Source organism: Luteibacter sp. E-22 (assembly GCF_049913125.1).
Classification (GTDB): domain Bacteria; phylum Pseudomonadota; class Gammaproteobacteria; order Xanthomonadales; family Rhodanobacteraceae; genus Luteibacter.
Map to the genome: position 1 here is coordinate 2,620,666 of NZ_CP183975.1, position 15,559 is coordinate 2,636,224.

At 65.0% G+C, this 15,559-nt stretch carries 12 protein-coding genes and 3 tRNA genes; 5 read left to right on the forward strand and 10 right to left on the reverse strand.

What is annotated here, in order from left to right; genetic code table 11:
- Window positions 1-99: 99 nt before the first annotated feature.
- Window positions 100-2,157: a 3-hydroxyacyl-CoA dehydrogenase NAD-binding domain-containing protein gene (locus ACN9M2_RS11735; RefSeq protein WP_426287910.1), complete on the forward strand. Its 2,058-nt coding sequence runs from the start codon at window positions 100-102 to the stop codon at window positions 2,155-2,157.
- Between the two features lie 315 nt (window positions 2,158-2,472).
- Here ACN9M2_RS11735 and ACN9M2_RS11740 read toward each other — a convergent pair whose 3' ends face one another.
- The 5 genes from ACN9M2_RS11740 to ACN9M2_RS11760 all read right to left on the reverse strand — a co-directional run bounded on the left by ACN9M2_RS11740 (window position 2,473) and on the right by ACN9M2_RS11760 (window position 7,770).
- Entirely contained in the window at window positions 2,473-3,147 is a 675-nt protein-coding gene (locus ACN9M2_RS11740; RefSeq protein WP_426284914.1) for a DUF2058 domain-containing protein, read from the reverse strand.
- A 25-nt stretch (window positions 3,148-3,172) separates the two neighbouring features.
- Entirely contained in the window at window positions 3,173-3,385 is a 213-nt protein-coding gene (locus tag ACN9M2_RS11745) for a SlyX family protein (protein WP_426284915.1), read from the reverse strand.
- On the reverse strand, window positions 3,378-4,727 hold the full coding sequence (locus tag ACN9M2_RS11750) for a UDP-glucose dehydrogenase family protein (RefSeq protein WP_426284916.1): 1,350 nt from the start codon (window positions 4,725-4,727) through the stop codon (window positions 3,378-3,380). The genes ACN9M2_RS11745 and ACN9M2_RS11750 overlap by 8 nt, the downstream gene beginning before the upstream one ends.
- A gap of 336 nt (window positions 4,728-5,063) precedes the next feature.
- Window positions 5,064-5,846: an FKBP-type peptidyl-prolyl cis-trans isomerase gene (locus ACN9M2_RS11755; RefSeq protein WP_306846304.1), complete on the reverse strand. Its 783-nt coding sequence runs from the start codon at window positions 5,844-5,846 to the stop codon at window positions 5,064-5,066.
- A 163-nt stretch (window positions 5,847-6,009) separates the two neighbouring features.
- A complete protein-coding gene (locus tag ACN9M2_RS11760; protein ID WP_426284917.1) occupies window positions 6,010-7,770 on the reverse strand; it encodes a cation:proton antiporter in 1,761 nt (586 codons plus the stop codon).
- 204 nt (window positions 7,771-7,974) lie between these two features.
- Here ACN9M2_RS11760 and ACN9M2_RS11765 point away from each other — a divergent pair.
- The 3 genes from ACN9M2_RS11765 to ACN9M2_RS11775 all read left to right on the forward strand — a co-directional run bounded on the left by ACN9M2_RS11765 (window position 7,975) and on the right by ACN9M2_RS11775 (window position 8,282).
- Window positions 7,975-8,050: transfer RNA gene (locus ACN9M2_RS11765), tRNA-Ala, on the forward strand.
- Window positions 8,051-8,061: 11 nt separating this feature from the next.
- Window positions 8,062-8,137 (forward strand) — tRNA-Glu (locus ACN9M2_RS11770).
- A 68-nt stretch (window positions 8,138-8,205) separates the two neighbouring features.
- Window positions 8,206-8,282 (forward strand) — tRNA-Asp (locus ACN9M2_RS11775).
- 70 nt (window positions 8,283-8,352) lie between these two features.
- On the opposite strand, the gene ACN9M2_RS11780 is transcribed toward ACN9M2_RS11775, so the two are convergent.
- Window positions 8,353-8,829, reverse strand: a complete 477-nt coding sequence (locus ACN9M2_RS11780; protein ID WP_426284918.1) for a DUF1249 domain-containing protein — start codon at window positions 8,827-8,829, stop codon at window positions 8,353-8,355.
- A 31-nt stretch (window positions 8,830-8,860) separates the two neighbouring features.
- Complete coding sequence (gene ppsR, locus ACN9M2_RS11785) at window positions 8,861-9,676, reverse strand: posphoenolpyruvate synthetase regulatory kinase/phosphorylase PpsR (RefSeq protein ID WP_426284919.1); 816 nt, start codon at window positions 9,674-9,676, stop codon at window positions 8,861-8,863.
- A gap of 189 nt (window positions 9,677-9,865) precedes the next feature.
- On the opposite strand from ppsR, the gene ppsA reads away from it, so the two are divergent.
- On the forward strand, window positions 9,866-12,238 hold the full coding sequence (ppsA, locus tag ACN9M2_RS11790; RefSeq protein ID WP_426284920.1) for a phosphoenolpyruvate synthase: 2,373 nt from the start codon (window positions 9,866-9,868) through the stop codon (window positions 12,236-12,238).
- A 139-nt stretch (window positions 12,239-12,377) separates the two neighbouring features.
- On the opposite strand, the gene ACN9M2_RS11795 is transcribed toward ppsA, so the two are convergent.
- From ACN9M2_RS11795 to ACN9M2_RS11805, 3 genes are read right to left on the reverse strand one after another with little or no spacing between them, the layout of a single operon-like run.
- The gene (locus tag ACN9M2_RS11795; protein ID WP_426284921.1) at window positions 12,378-13,148 is read right to left on the reverse strand and encodes a DeoR/GlpR family DNA-binding transcription regulator; all 771 of its coding nucleotides are present in this window, start codon (window positions 13,146-13,148) and stop codon (window positions 12,378-12,380) included.
- Entirely contained in the window at window positions 13,145-13,765 is a 621-nt protein-coding gene (locus ACN9M2_RS11800) for an HAD family hydrolase (RefSeq protein WP_426284922.1), read from the reverse strand. The genes ACN9M2_RS11795 and ACN9M2_RS11800 overlap by 4 nt, the downstream gene beginning before the upstream one ends.
- A gap of 10 nt (window positions 13,766-13,775) precedes the next feature.
- Window positions 13,776-14,894 (reverse strand): MFS transporter, encoded by a 1,119-nt coding sequence (locus ACN9M2_RS11805; RefSeq protein ID WP_426284923.1) that lies wholly within the window; start codon window positions 14,892-14,894, stop codon window positions 13,776-13,778.
- Window positions 14,895-15,559 lie beyond the last annotated feature (665 nt).

Here is a 15,559-nt window from a genome sequence, read left to right on the forward strand (position 1 = left end):
GGCCCGCCCGCCCCGGAGCACACCATACGGCGGGGTATCTCGCATTCGTCCCGGCGGAAAGGTATGGTGATGCGCTCATTCGCCACCGTACGACCCGCCATGTTCGAAGGACTTCGATTCAAGCACTGGAAGACCAGCGTGGGCGACGACGGCATCGTCGTCCTCACCCTCGATCGCGAGGGCGCCAGCGCCAATGCGCTGTCGCGCGAGGTGCTCGACGAACTGGACACCCTCGTCGAGCGCCTGGCCATCGAAAACCCCAAGGGGGTCGTCATCCACTCGGCGAAACCCCTGGGTTTCGCAGTGGGCGCCGATATCCGGGAATTCGTGGAGTACGCGCAAACCGGCACCGTGCTCGACAATATCGAGAACGGCCAGCGCGTCTTCGAAAACCTCGCCCGCCTGCCCTGCCCGACCGTCGCCGCCATCCACGGCGCCTGCATGGGCGGCGGTACCGAGCTCGCGCTGGCCTGCCGACTGCGCATCGCCGCCGATGACGACGCCACGAAGATCGGCTTGCCCGAGGTCATGCTCGGCATCCATCCGGGATGGGGAGGCAGTGCCCGCCTGCCGCGCCTGATCGGCGCGCCGGACGCGTTGCCGGCGATGCTCACGGGAAAACCGTTCAACGCACGCCGCGCGAAGGCCGTGGGCTTGGTCGATCGACTCGCCCGTCCCGACGAACTGCTGGCCGAGGCCCGTGACCTGGCAAGGCGTCCGCAGGTGCGGCCGTTCGCACAGCGGGCCAAGGCATGGGCCACGAACACCTTGCCCGTGCGGGCCATCCTCGCACCCATGGTGCGCAAGCAGACGGCCGCCAAGGTGCGCCGGGAGCATTACCCCGCCCCGTTCGCGTTGATCGACGTCTGGGCGCGTGGCGGCGGCAATATCCAGCAACGCCTCAAGCTCGAGGCGAAGTCGGTGGCGAAGCTGGCCACGACATCGACCGCGCGTAACCTCATCCGCATCTTTTTCCTGCAGGAACGCCTCAAGGGGCTCGGCGGCGGGACCGACCACGGCATCAAGCACGTGCACGTGGTGGGCGCCGGCACGATGGGTGGCGATATCGCCGCATGGTCCGCGCTCAAGGGCTTCGAGGTGACACTGCAAGACCGCGAGCTACGTTTCGTCGAACCCGCGATCAAGCGTGCCCGCGTGTTGTTCGAGAAGAAACTGAAGGCGCCGGCCAAGGTCGATGCCGCCGTCGCACGCCTGCGCGCCGACGTGGAGGGCAAGGGCGTCGCCGATGCGGATCTCGCCATCGAGGCCATCTTCGAGAACCCCGAAGCCAAGCACGCGCTCTATGCGGCGATCGAGCCGCAATTCCAGGCCGACGAGATCCTCGCCAGCAACACGTCGTCCATTCCCCTGGACGAACTCCGCCAGGGCCTGAAGGCACCGCAACGTTTCCTCGGCCTGCATTTCTTCAACCCGGTGGCGCAGATGCCGCTGGTGGAAGTGGTGCGCCACGATGCCCTCGATCCCGCGATCGAGAAGCGCGCCCTCGCCTTCTGCAAGGCGATCGGCAAGCTTCCCGTGCCGGTGAAGGGAACGCCGGGCTTCCTGGTCAACCGCATCCTCATGCCCTACCTGATGGAAGCGATGCGCCTGTACAACGAAGGCGTACCGGGGCCTGTGCTCGACCGCGAAGCGAAGAAGTTCGGCATGCCCATGGGCCCGATCGAACTGGCCGACACCGTCGGGCTCGATGTCTGCGCCTCGGTGGGCAAGGAACTCGCCCCGTTCCTCGGCCTGGAGATTCCCCAGGGCCTGGAAGACCGGCTCGCCGCGAACAAGCGCGGCAAGAAGGATGGCGAAGGCCTGTACGTGTGGAAGGACGGCAAGCCGGACAAACCGGAAGTCGATCCGGACTACGTCCCGCCGCCAGACATCCAGGACCGCATGATCCTGCCCATGATCAACGAAGCCATCGCCTGCCTGGCCGAGAACGTCGTCGACGATGCCGACCTGCTCGACGCGGGTGTCATCTTCGGTACGGGCTTCGCGCCCTTCCGTGGCGGCCCCATCCAGTACGTGCGCAGCGAAGGCGTGGCCGCGGTGCGCGAGCGCCTGGCGAAGCTGGAGCAAAAGCACGGCGCGCGCTTCGCCCGGAAGGAAGGCTGGGAAAATCCGGAACTGACCGCTCCGGCGGCTTAGCTGGCTCCGGCTTGGTAGCCCGGCTTTGCTGGCTCGGGCTTTGCTGGCTCGGGCTTTGCTGGCTTGGCTTTGCTGGCTTGGCTTTGCTGGCTTGGGCTTTGCTGGCTTGGGGCCTAGTTGGTTCCGGCTGCTTGACCGACCACCCGGACTGCGTTGCCTCGACCATCGCCGACAGGGTCGGCTCCCGCCAGGACCTGCGCAGGTCCTGGTGCGAGCCGACCCTGTCGGCGATTGGCCTGGCAGAACCGGTGGGGAAACCCACCCTGGCTGGGACTCGGCCCGGTGGGAGCCGCTTCAGCGGCGATCAGCGCAGCCTCACCACATCAAATCGTCAGGCACCCCATCGTCCGACTCGTCCGCCGCGTTCGGATCGACCATCAGGGCGATGAACTCCGGCGCGATGCCACGCAGTTCCTCGATCACCGTCTTGTCCACCACGAGGTAACGCCCACCCTGCTGCACGACGCCGAGTTCCCCGGCATTCAAGGCGGCCAGCTGCGCGGTATCGACGTATACGCGGCGAATTTTCTCGCCATACGGAAAATGACGCACCTGGTCGGCGTCGGGCAGGTTCAGCGCTTTGCCTTTCAGCAGCTCCTCGACCTTGCGCTTCTTCTCCTTGCGCAACCGTGCCTGCTCGGCCGCTTCTGCTTCCACCCTGCGGCGCTCGGCGGCTTCATTCTGCGCGCGGATCGCATAGGCCTTGGCGAGGTCGATCTCGCCGTCCTTGCGCGGCGGCCGTTGCGCGGGCGCGCCCGGCTTGCCCGCGTGGCGCGGCGGACGGCCTGCCGGATTCGGACCGCCCTTGTTCCGGGCGTTGCCGCCGCCGTGCGGTTTGCCGCCCTGCTTCGGGCGATCGCCGGCATACGGCTGGCCGCTGGCGGAGGTATTGCCGCCCTGCCGCGCCGGCGGCGCCGGCTTCCGTTTTTCCTCGCGAATTTCCTTCACGAGGCCACTCTTCAACAACTGGTCGCGCAGGGACTCTGCCATGATCGGTAAGGCTCGTTCGAATGCTTCAGTAGTGCGGCGGCGGAGGTTCGTTGGCAGGATCGCTGCCCAGCCCCGCGCGCATGTTCACGAGATCCGAGCGCAGGTCGCGCACGGCTCGTTCCAGTAGGTCGAGCCGGCGGGCGATTTCCGCGTCGGCCGACGAAAGCGCGTTGACCGTGTCGTCGATAAAGGCGAGGCGCACCTCGAGTTCGACCACCCGCTCATCCAGGTCAGCCATGCTCGTGTCCTGCCAGGCTGCGCCCACGACCGATACCGTAGTACGCGATGCCGGCTTCCTCGACCGCGGCCGGGTCGTAAAGATTGCGGCCGTCGAAAATCACCGGTGATACGAGCAGCGATTTCACGCGCCCGAAATCGGGACTGCGGAAAGCCTTCCATTCGGTGACGATGACCAGTGCATCGGCACCTTCCAGCGCGGCGTAGGGACGCTCGACCAGTGTGAGGTCGTCACGATCGCCGTAGATGCGATGGGTTTCTTCCGCGGCTTCCGGGTCGAACGCGCGAACGCGTGCACCGGCCTCCCACAACTGTTCCATGAGGCGACGGCTGGAGGCTTCGCGCATGTCGTCGGTATTGGGCTTGAATGCCAGCCCCCACACGGCGATGGTGCGGCCTTTCAGCTTGCCATCGAAATGCTTCGAAAGCAGGGCGAACAGCCGCGACTTCTGCGTATCGTTCACCGCCTCCACCGCATCGAGCAGGCGCGCTTCATAGCCCACCGAGTGCGCGGTGCGCGCCAGCGCCTGCACATCCTTCGGGAAGCAGGAGCCGCCGTAACCGGCGCCGGGATAGATGAAGTGGTAACCGATGCGCGGATCGGCACCGATACCCTGGCGCACCAGTTCCACGTCGGCGCCGACATGCTCGGCGATGTTGGCGATCTCGTTCATGAAGCTGATCTTGGTCGCCAGCATCGCGTTCGCGGCGTACTTGGTCAGTTCGGCCGAACGCTCGTCCATCACCACCATGCGGTCGTGGTTGCGATTGAATGCCGCATACAGTTTCCGCAGCACGCCGATGGCCTTCTGGCTGGAAGCGCCGACGATGATGCGATCCGGACGCAGGCAATCCTCGACGGCGTCGCCTTCCTTCAGGAATTCCGGGTTGGAAACGACATCGAACGGTACGTCGATGCCGCGCTTTTCCAATCGTGCCGCCACCGCGGCGCGCACGCGATCGGCGGTGCCCACGGGCACGGTCGACTTGTTCACCACCACGGTATAGCGATCGATGTGGTCGCCGATGGTCTTGGCCACGGCAAGCACATACTGCAGGTCGGCGCTGCCATCCTCGTCGGGCGGCGTGCCGACCGCGATGAACACGATGTCGGCATGGGCGATGGCGGGTGCGGCATCCGTGGTGAAATCGAGGCGTCCGTCCGCATGGTTGCGGATGACCATGGGCTCCAGGCCCGGCTCGTAGATGGGAACGTCGCCCTGCTTCAGCCGTTCGACCTTGCCGGCGTCGACATCCACGCAGACGACATGGTTGCCCATCTCGGCCAGGCAGGCCCCCGTGACGAGACCCACATAGCCGGTTCCAAAGATCGTGACTTTCATGAAGCTCCCGGAGCTTTCGACAGGCTCGTCGTAACGGGCAATTGTAGTCCGGCACGCGCGGCAAACAAACCAAGTGCCTCGCCGCCCCTGTGGGAACCAGCCTTGCTGGGCAGCCTTGATAGGACCGCCCCGTGTGGGCCGACCTGGTGGGAGCCGACCTTGTCGGCGATGGGTGCTTGCCTCAGCCTGGCCCGCTGCCGCGGGATCGCCGACAAGGTCGGCTCCCACCAGGGTGTGGCAAGAATCCAGGCAGTCGGAAAGAAGCCAGGGTGTCGCAAAGAAAAAGGGCGCGGATTGCTCCGCGCCCTTTCGATATTGCCGGTAAGCCTTTAAGGCTTACTTGCCACCCTGCGGCGCGGCACCCGGAGCACCCGGGCCCTGGCCAGCCGGAGTCGGGCCGGTCTTGAGCAGTTCGACGTCGAAGATGATCGTCGCGTTCGGCGGGAAGCCGTTTTCCGGCTTGGCGCCGTAAGCGATGTTCGACGGGATGAACAGCTTGTACTTGCCGCCGGTCTGCATCAGCTGCAGGCCCTCGCGGAAGCCCGGGATCACCGCGGCGAGCGGGATCTGGGCCGGACCCGCCGGCTGGTGATCGGCCGAGGAGTCGAACTTCTCGCCATTCACGAAGGTGCCGGTGTAGTTGATGGTGACGGTGTCGTTCGGACCCGGACGCTGACCGGTACCGGCCTGGACGACCTGGTACTGCAGGCCCGAGGACGTGACCTTCACGCCGGCAGCCGACTTGTTCTTGGCCAGGAATGCATCGCCTTCCTGCTTGTTCTGGGCGGCGACCTTGTTGTACTCGGCCTCGGCCTTGACCTTCAGCTGGGCGACGAACGCTTCGCGAACCGACTTGGCCTCGGCTTCCGACATGGTCGGCTTCTGGCCCGACAGCGCAGCCTGCAGTGCCTTGGCGACCGTGGCGGCATCGACTTCCTTCGCGACGAGCGGCGGAAGCGAGCTGGCGAGGTCCCAACCCACGACATAGCTGGCCTTCTGTTTATCGACCGGTGCCGCGGAGGCAGCCGGCTTGGCGGCCTGGGCGGATGCGCCCGCGGCCGTACCCAGCGCAACCGCCAGGGCGACGGCCGTCATCGTGGGACGCAAAAAGTGCTTCATTCGGTACTCCCTCTCTAGAAAGATCGGCGACGCCGCCGGTACACCTCCTTGTGGAGGCGGAAACGCCATTGTGCGGTGGTTCGCGCCCTGCTTGCAATGACGGGGCGAAAGACAAGGTTTCACATGAAAAGTTCAGGAACCTTTCGTCGAAATGAGGACTGGGTCACTCGGGGTGGTCCTGCCCCGGCTTTTCCAGGGTATCGCGGATGGCGGCCTGGAGCCGGGCGTGGACCTGGACCAGCACCCGCCAGAGCAGCCAGGTGAGGCCTATCCCGATCAGGACCAGGACCAGGGCGACCTCCCGGGGCGGCAGGATGGTCGAGGCCAGCGCCGCCACCAGCAGGCCCATCACCAGCATGGCCACCAGGGGGATGATCCGGCCCAGCACCGAGCGGATCGTGTAGGTACGCGCGCCGAACCGGTCGGGAATGGACAGCTCCGCCAGCAGCATGCCCAGGGCTCCCGCCTTGCGGTAGGTGGCCACGACCATCGGCAGGGAGAGCAGCGCCGCGATGGACCAGGCCAGGCTGCGCTGCACCGTCGGCCGGTCGCTGAACATGTCCAGGTGCAGGAAGCCGCGGCGATAGACGAAGGCCACGATGATGAACACGGCGACCACCAGGGCCGTGTTGATGATCACGTGCCAGACCAGCCGGCGGATCATCTTCATCACGACGGCGCCCTGCCCTTGCAGGCCGAGGTTGCCCATCCATTCCGTATAGGCGGCGAACACGCCCGTGAAGCGCGGCGGCAAGGTCCGGCCCATGAAGCGTGCCAGCGGGTCCGACGAACGGATGAGGTAAGGCGTGAGGAAGGTGGTGATGGCCGATACCGCCACGGCCACGGGATAGAGGAAATCGCTGGTCACCTTGAGCGTCAGGCCGAGCGAGGCGATGACGAACGAGAATTCGCCGATCTGCGCCAGGCCCATGCCCACGCGAAGCGAGGTGCGCCCGTCGTTGCCCGCCACGAAACTGCCGAAACTGCAGGTGATGACCTTGCCCAGGACCACCGCGATCGTGACCACGGTGATCGGCCAGGCATATTTCAGCAGGAGGTCGGGGTCGATCAGCATGCCGATGGCGACGAAGAAGATCGCGCTGAACATGTCGCGCACCGGCATCACGATGCGTTCGATCCGCGTCACGCTTTCCGATTCCGCGACGATCGCGCCGATCATGAAAGCCCCCAACGCCACGCTGTAGCCCATTTCCGTCACCAGCAGGCAGAAACCGAAGCAGATGCCGAGCACGGCCACCAGTAGCACGTCGTTGCGGCTCACCCGCGCGATGTAGTCGACGACGCGCGGCACGAGCAACAGCCCCACCACCAGCGACACCGCCATGAAGAGGCCTAGCCGGCCGACCGCCGCCAGCGCCTGCCCCGCCTCGACACCGCCGGTACCGGCGATACCGGTCAGCAGGGCCATCAGCACGATCGCCAGGAGATCCTCGACGATGAGGATGCCGAACATCAATTGGGCGAAGCGCTCGCGCTTCAGGCCCAGGTCCTCGAGCGCCTTCATGATGATGGTGGTGGAGGAAATCGAAAGCATGGCGCCGAGGAACAGCGAATCCATGGCCGACCAGCCGAAGAAACGCCCTATCTCGTAGCCGATCCAGACCATCAGCACGATTTCGGCGAAGGCGGCGACCAGGGCGGCGCCACCCACCGCGCGCAGCTTCTTCAGGCTGAACTCCAGGCCCAGCGCGAACAGCAGGAGGATCATGCCCAGTTCGGACAAGGTCCGGATCGTTTCCTCGTCGTGGATGAAGATCACCGGCAGCGTGTGCGGACCGATGAGCACGCCGGCGATGATGTAGCCGAGCACCACGGGCTGCCTGAGGCGCTGGAAAAGCACCGTCGTGAGTCCGGCGACGAGCATCACCGTCGCCAGATCCTGGATGAAAACGATGCCGTGCATGCCTGTCCCTGTAGGTATGGAAGGACAGGTTAACCGGTGTGCCACGACCGAAGCACACGAGGCGAAGAAAGTGGTGGAACGCACTTCCCCGCAAGTACGCGTCAGGTCTCGGCATTCCCCTTTTTTCGAAAATAAATTCAAAAAAAATGTAACGAATGCTTGACGAAGTCACGGGTCGGACGTAATCTTTGCGGCTTCCAGCAGGGGGCCATAGCTCAGCTGGGAGAGCGCCTGCATGGCATGCAGGAGGTCGCCGGTTCGATCCCGGCTGGCTCCACCAACTTCTAGTACGTCCCCATCGTCTAGAGGCCTAGGACATCACCCTTTCACGGTGGCGACCGGGGTTCGAATCCCCGTGGGGACGCCACTTTTCGGTCCGCCGAAGAGTGTAAAGGACGAAGGAAGTTGGTTGTTGTTGGAAGTGGAACGTAGTGTGGAGCGGTAGTTCAGTCGGTTAGAATGCTGGCCTGTCACGCCGGAGGTCGCGGGTTCGAGTCCCGTCCGCTCCGCCATTACTTCCAAGAGAATCCCGCCTTCCGGCGGGTTTTTTTTGCCCTGAATTCAAGGTTTGGCGGGTGCCGGTCACTCGGCCGGGACGTCGCCCAGGCGTTCGAGGGTGCCGATCGAATGGCCCTGCTCGGCCAGGTATTCCAGCCAGCGGCTGAGGAAGCCGTTCATGCGCAGACGGTGCTGCAACACCGTGCGCGCGGGCGGAAACGGCCCCAGCACCTGCCACAGCTTGCGGCCCGGATGGCAATGCATGGCCTCCGCGACGTGCGCATCGGTATACATGCGCAGCTGCGCCGAAGGTGACGGCTGTCCCGTCGCTTCATCGACGAAGTCGTAGGTGAGTTCGAGTTCGAGCGTGTACGGATGCTTCTCCTGCACGTCCAGGCGCACCTTCAGTCCATCGTCCACGTCCGAGATATACCGGCCCGGCGCCAGCCGCTGCGGTGCGAACAGCCGTGCCAGCCGGTGGTAGTTCTCGGCATAGAGTCCCATCAGGAACTCGAAGCGTCCCGGGATAAGGGCGATGGGGCGTTCGATGACGGCGGTCATGGGGGTGGCGGTGCTCCGTAAACGTTCTCGTCTAATACATATGGCGTTCGATACCGAGGTACTCGAAGATCTTGCTCGAAATCTCCTCGATCGAGGTGTGCGTCGTGTTGAGGACCGGGATGTTCTCCCGTCGCATCAGCCTGTCGGCCTGTTCGAGTTCCCAGCGACACTGCTTCAGCGTGGCGTAGCGGCTGCCGGGACGGCGCTGCTCGCGAATCTGCGCCAGGCGGATCGGGTCGATGGTGAGACCGAACAACCGGCTGCGATAAGGGCGTAGACGCGTCGGCAGCTCCAGCTTGTCGAGGTCGTCGTCCGTGAGCGGATAATTGGCGGCGCAGACGCCGTAATGCAAGGCCATGTAGAGGCAAGTGGGCGTCTTGCCCGAGCGGGAGACCCCCACCAGCACCACGTCGGCCTGGTTGTAGTCCACGTCCAACCCGTCGTCGTGGGCCAGGGCGTAGTTGGTGGCCTCGATACGGGCCTCGTAGCGCTCGAAATCGACCAGACCGTGCGAGCGGTTGACCGCGCCGGACTGCTTCGCGCCCAGTTCCGCCTCCAGGGGATCGATGAACGGGGCGAAGACGTCGAGCATCAGCGCCCCGCTGCCTGCCACGATGTCGCATAACGTCCGCGAAGTCATGGTATTGACCACGATGGGACGCTGGCCGTCCTGGGCGTACTTGGTCTTGATCCGCAGGCAGGCCGCCTCGGCCTTGGCCGGGTTGTCGATGAAGGGCAGCCGGTGGGTATCGAACTGCACCCCCTCGAACTGGGCCAGCATGCTGTTGCCGATGGTCTCGGCCGTGATGCCGGTGGAGTCGGAGATGAAGAACACGGTGCGACGCATCGGTCATTTTCCCTGCGGTGGTCCATGGATGCACCTTAGCTCAAGACGCCGCGATAACAATCCACCCCGCATCATCGCTGAACGTTTGTGCATCGCGCCTTGTTTCGGCGCCGACCACCCCCCGACAATGTATGGATTTTCTAGCGCGGCCCGCCGCAAAACCGACGAACCGATTGTGAGGATCTTCCCTTGAGCGACCTGGTACTTTGGCTCGACGCGCTACGCATGACCGACCTGGGCAAGGTGGGCGGCAAGAACGCCTCCCTTGGCGAGATGATCGGCAATCTGGCGAAACTAGGTGTCTCCGTACCTGGCGGTTTCGCCACCACGGCCGACGCCTTCCAGACCTACCTTGAGAAGAGCGGCCTCGCGAAGCGTATCCAGGAGCGCCTGGCCACGCTGGACGTGGACGATGTGGACGAACTGACCCGGGGCGGCAAGGAGATCCGTGGCTGGATCGTCGATACCGCCCTGCCCGCCGACCTCGAGCAAGCCATCCGCGATGCCTACATCAAGCTGTGCAAGGACGCCGGCGCCACCGATATCGCGGTGGCCGTGCGTTCCTCCGCCACGGCCGAGGACCTTCCGGACGCCTCGTTCGCGGGCCAGCAGGAAACCTTCCTCAACGTCGTCGGCATCGACGATGTCCTGCATAAGGTGAAGGAGGTTTTCGCCTCGCTCTACAACGACCGGGCCATCGCTTATCGCGTGCACCAGGGTTTCAAGCACGAAGACGTGTTCCTTTCCGCCGGCGTGCAGCTGATGGTTCGTTCCGACGTCGGCGCGTCCGGCGTGCTGTTCACCCTGGATACCGAATCCGGCTTCCGCGACGTGGTCTTCGTCACCGGCTCGTACGGCCTGGGCGAGATGGTCGTCCAGGGCGCCGTCAACCCGGATGAGTTCTACGTCTTCAAGCCCACGCTGCGCGAAGGCAAGCCGGCCGTTCTCCGCCGCAGCCTCGGCGCGAAGCAACAGCGCATGGTCTATTCCGACCAGCCGGGCGAGCGCGTGCGCATCGAGGAGACGCCGGTCGACGACCGTCATCGCTTCTGCATCGCGGATGCCGACGTGGAAGAGCTCTCGCGCCAGGCGCTCGTCATCGAGAAGCACTACGGCCGCCCGATGGACATCGAGTGGGCGAAAGACGGTCACACCGGCAAGCTCTACATCGTGCAGGCACGTCCGGAGACGGTGAAATCGCGTGACCACGCGACCACGCTGGAGCGCTTCCAGCTCAACGAAAAGGGCAAGGTGCTCACCGAGGGCCGCGCCATCGGCCAGAAGATCGGTGCCGGCAAGGCCCGCGTCATCCGCTCGCTCGCCGACATGAACAAGGTCCAGCCCGGTGACGTGCTCGTGGCTGACATGACCGATCCCGACTGGGAGCCGGTGATGAAGCGTGCCGCGGCGATCGTGACCAATCGCGGCGGTCGTACCTGCCACGCGGCGATCATCGCCCGCGAGTTGGGCGTGCCGGCCGTGGTCGGCTGCGGCAACGCGCTGGAGACGATTCCCGACGGCGCGGAAGTCACCGTCTCCTGCGCTGAAGGCGACACCGGCACGATCTACGAGGGCACGCTGAAGTTCGACCGCATCACCGCCGACCTGGGCGCGATGCCGGAAGCGCCGCTGAAGATCATGATGAACGTGGCCAACCCCGAACGCGCCTTCGATTTCGGCATGCTGCCCAATGCCGGCATCGGCCTGGCACGCCTGGAAATGATCATCGCCAGCCACATCGGCGTGCATCCGAAGGCCTTGCTGGAATACGGCAAACAGGATGCGGAAACCAAGGCTCGCATCGACGCCCGTATCCAGGGCTACAAGGACCCGGTCTCCTTCTACGTCGATCGCCTCGCCGAAGGCATCGCGACCATTGCCGCGTCGGTGTACCCGAAGCCGGTGATCGTGCGCCTGTCCGACTTCAAGTCGAACGAGTACGCCGGCCTGATCGGCGGTTCGCGCTACGAACCGCACGAAGAGAACCCGATGATCGGCTACCGCGGCGCCAGCCGTTATGTCGATCCGGGCTTCGCCGCATCGTTCGCGCTGGAATGCAAGGCCGCCAAGTACGTGCGCGAGGTCATGGGCCTCACCAATGTGTGGGTGATGATTCCCTTCGTGCGAACGCTCGACGAGGGCCGCAAGGTGATCGAGGTGCTTCGCCAGAACGGTCTCGTCCAGGGCGAGCACGACCTGAAGGTGATCATGATGTGCGAGGTGCCGTCAAACGCCCTGCTGGCGGATGAATTCCTCGACATCTTCGACGGCTTCTCCATCGGTTCGAACGACCTCACCCAGCTCACCCTTGGCCTGGATCGCGATTCGAGCATCGTGGCCCACCTGTTCGACGAACGCGACGCAGCGGTGAAGAAGCTGCTCGCCATGGCGATCAAGACGGCACGCGACAAGGGCAAGTACGTCGGCATCTGCGGCCAGGGCCCCTCCGATCATCCGGATCTGGCGGAGTGGCTGATGGAACAGGGCATCGAATCGATGTCGCTCAATCCGGACACCGTGGTCGACACCTGGCTGCGTTTGGCCAAGAAAAAGGCGGGTTGAAGCAAGCGAGACGAGAAGGCGGTGAGGCGGTCCTGAGGGCCGTCTCATCCTGTCGGGTTGTCTTGTCCCCCATCGCCGACAGGGTCGGCTCTCACCAGGTTGTCGCGGCTTGGCGGGAGCCGCTTCAGCGGCGATCGACCTACCTATGCACCGTCACGCCAGCCGCGCGATACCGCTCCACCACCGCCGCATCCGTATCCGCCGCCACCACCAGGTGCGCGATACCGGTGATCGGCACCGTATGGTGCGTCGCCGACGCCACCAGCTTGTCCGGCGTGGCGATCGCCACCGTCTCACCGCTCGCCTCGATGATCGCCTGCTTGAACACCGTCTCTTCCTCGTCGTAGGTCCATAGCCCACGCTCGGGATCGATGGCGCACACCCCTGGAAAACAGAGGTCCGCGCGGATGTCCTGTGCCTGGCGAACCGTTCGCGAACCGATCGCGCCACCAATGGCCGGATCGAGCTTCCCCCCCAGCACGATCACATCGAAACCGGGACGGCCGAGCACCGCCAATGCCACGTCCGGCGCATTCGTCACCACGGTGAGGTCATGGTTTTCCGGCAACATCTTCGCCAGCGCGGTATTGGTCGAACCCGCGTCGATGAACAGTATCTGCCCGCGCCCGACGAGGCCGATCGCCGTCCGCGCGAGTTCGCGCTTGAGTTCCGCCCGCTCGCCGTGACGCTCGCCCAGCGGAGGGATATTCACCGCGAGCAAGGCACCGCCATAAACGCGGCGGCACAGCCCTTGCGCGGCCAGGTCGCGCAGGTCGCGCCGGATCGAATCCTCCGATACGCGGAACTCCTGTGCGAGGTCGGCGGCGACGACCTTGCCTTCGCGGCGCAAGCGCTCGAGGATCAGCTGTTCGCGTTCGCGGGGCAGCGTCGTATCGAGCGGCGCATTCATGCCGGAAGGAAACCCAGTTCGATCAACTCCGCACGAAGTTGCCGGGGCGTGTGGAAGTGGATGCCATGGATGCCCAGCGCTTCGGCGGCATCCACGTTGACCTTGTTGTCGTCGATGAACACCGCACGCGACGGATCGATGTCGTAGCGCTCCAGCAGGGTCTGGTAGAGCTTCGGGTCGGGCTTGATCGTGCCCTCCTCGCCCGAGACGACGATGCCATTGAAAAGGGCGAGGAAATCGAAGCGCTCTCGGGCGAAGGGGAAGGTCTCGTGCGACCAGTTGGTGAGGCCATAGAGAGGATGCCCGGCCTCTTTCAATTCGCGCAGGATATGCAGGCTATCGTCGATCGCGCCGCCGAGTGTTTCCTCCCAACGGTGCTGGTAGGCCGCGATGAGTTCGGCCTTGCTGGGATGCTCCGCGGTGAGCAGGCGCACCGCCTCGTCCCAGGAGCGGCCCGCGTCCTGCTGCAGGTTCCATTCCGGCGTGGTCACCTCGGCCAGGAAGGCTTCCATCGCCGCCTCGTCGTCGCCGAACAACTTGCGATAGAGGTAGCGCGGATTCCAGTCGATCAGGACACCGCCGAAATCGAAGATGACGACATCACGTTTGCTATGCATGAAACGATCCTTAGCGGCGCGCGATGGACGCGCAGGTTGATACGATCACGAGCAACACAGCCACCCCGCAAAGGGCCAGCGACAGGCTGCTCAGGTGGGCGGCGAAGCCGATGGCCGCCGGGCCGGCGAGCATGCCCGCGTAACCCAGCGACGTGACCGTGGCGATGGCGATCCCAGGCGACGTGCCCGGCTGGCGACCAGCCGCGCTGAACAGCACGGGGACGATATTCGATGCGCCGATACCTACCAGGATGAAGCCCAACATCGCAGCCGGTCCCCAGGGCAAGGCAGTGGCAAGGAAGAAGCCGAGCGCGGCCAGGAGGGCACCTACGCGCACGATCGTCACTGGCCCCACCGAGGCCGTGATGCGATCGCCGAGCAGGCGGCCGCAAGCCATCGCGATGGAGAATGCGGCATAACCCAGGCCAGCCAGCGAAGGATCGAATCCGCGCGAGAAACGCAGGAACACCGCGCTCCAGTCCAGCATCGCGCCTTCGGCGAGGAACACCACCAGGCAGAGGAAGCCCAGCAGGAATACCGATGCCGAGGGCACGCGGAAAATGGAATGCGACTGGTCGGAATCGTCGAGTCGAACCAGGAAGTGCCTCCATTGCGTCACGACGATGACGAGCAAGGCCGCCGACACGGCCAACGCGCTGCCGGTCAGCGGCGCACCCGCCTTCAACAGTGCCGCCATGCCTGCCGAACCGACGAGGCCGCCTACGCTGAAAAGGCCATGGAAGCCCGACATCATCGGTTTGCCCGCATGCTTTTCCACGTCCACCGCGTGGGCATTCATGGCCACGTCGACAACGCCCAGCGCGGCACCGAAGAACAACAGGGCGGCACCGAGCCAATAAGCATTGGAAGCGAGTGTGAGCAGGGGCAAAGCCACGCAGACCAGCAATCCGCTGACACCGATGACATCGCGGTTCCCGTAACGGTTGGTCAGGAACCCCGCCAGGGGCATGGCGGCGACCGCCCCGCAGCCCATGCACAGGAGCACCAGGCCGAGCGTCGCATCGTCGAGCCCGAGCTTCGCCTTGGCATACGGCACCATCGGAGCCCAGCTGGCCATGCCGATGCCGGAAAGGAGAAAGATCAATCGGGTGGCGCGCGCAGGCTTCATGCGGACTTCCATGGATGGCGAATGCGCATCAATGTATGAAAACGTGCATAAACGTGCAAGTCCTTTGACGTGTTTTGTTTCTTGCTAAAGGGCTGGGCTGGGCTCGGCTTCGCCCTCGCGTTGGGTTGTGTGGGGCAGAGCCGTCGGCCGCCACCCTCGTCGCTCCGGTTACACCGTCGCTCGGGAAAGGAGGCCGCTGCGCGGCCGTGTCTGATGGCTGCGCCCCGTCGCGCCCGTCGCGCCGGGCGGGGTTTTCGATTCGGCCTCCGTGCCTCAGCGAAAACGGCCGGCCGTCCAGGCCGGCCCCCTACGGGCCTTTTCGCCCGGCGCTCCTCGGTTCCACACCTCGCGACGAGGGTGGCGGCCGACGGCTCTCCCGAGCACTGAGGTGTCGTGCGGCACAAGCAACACCCGCCATTCGGGTGGCCGTCGCTCTGGTGGGAGCCGACTCTGTCGGCGATGGGTGCTTGCCTCAACCGGGCCCGCTGCCGCGGGATCGCCGACAGAGTCGGCTCCCACCAGGATGTGGCGGTCAAACAGGGGGCGGTGCTTTGCGGTGTCGCGGTGTCGCGGTGTCGCGGTGTGCGGTGTGCGGTGTGCGGCGTGCGGCGTGCGACGACCTTCGCTCTTTCCCCTCAACCCACCGCGGTCGTGACTGAGCTGCC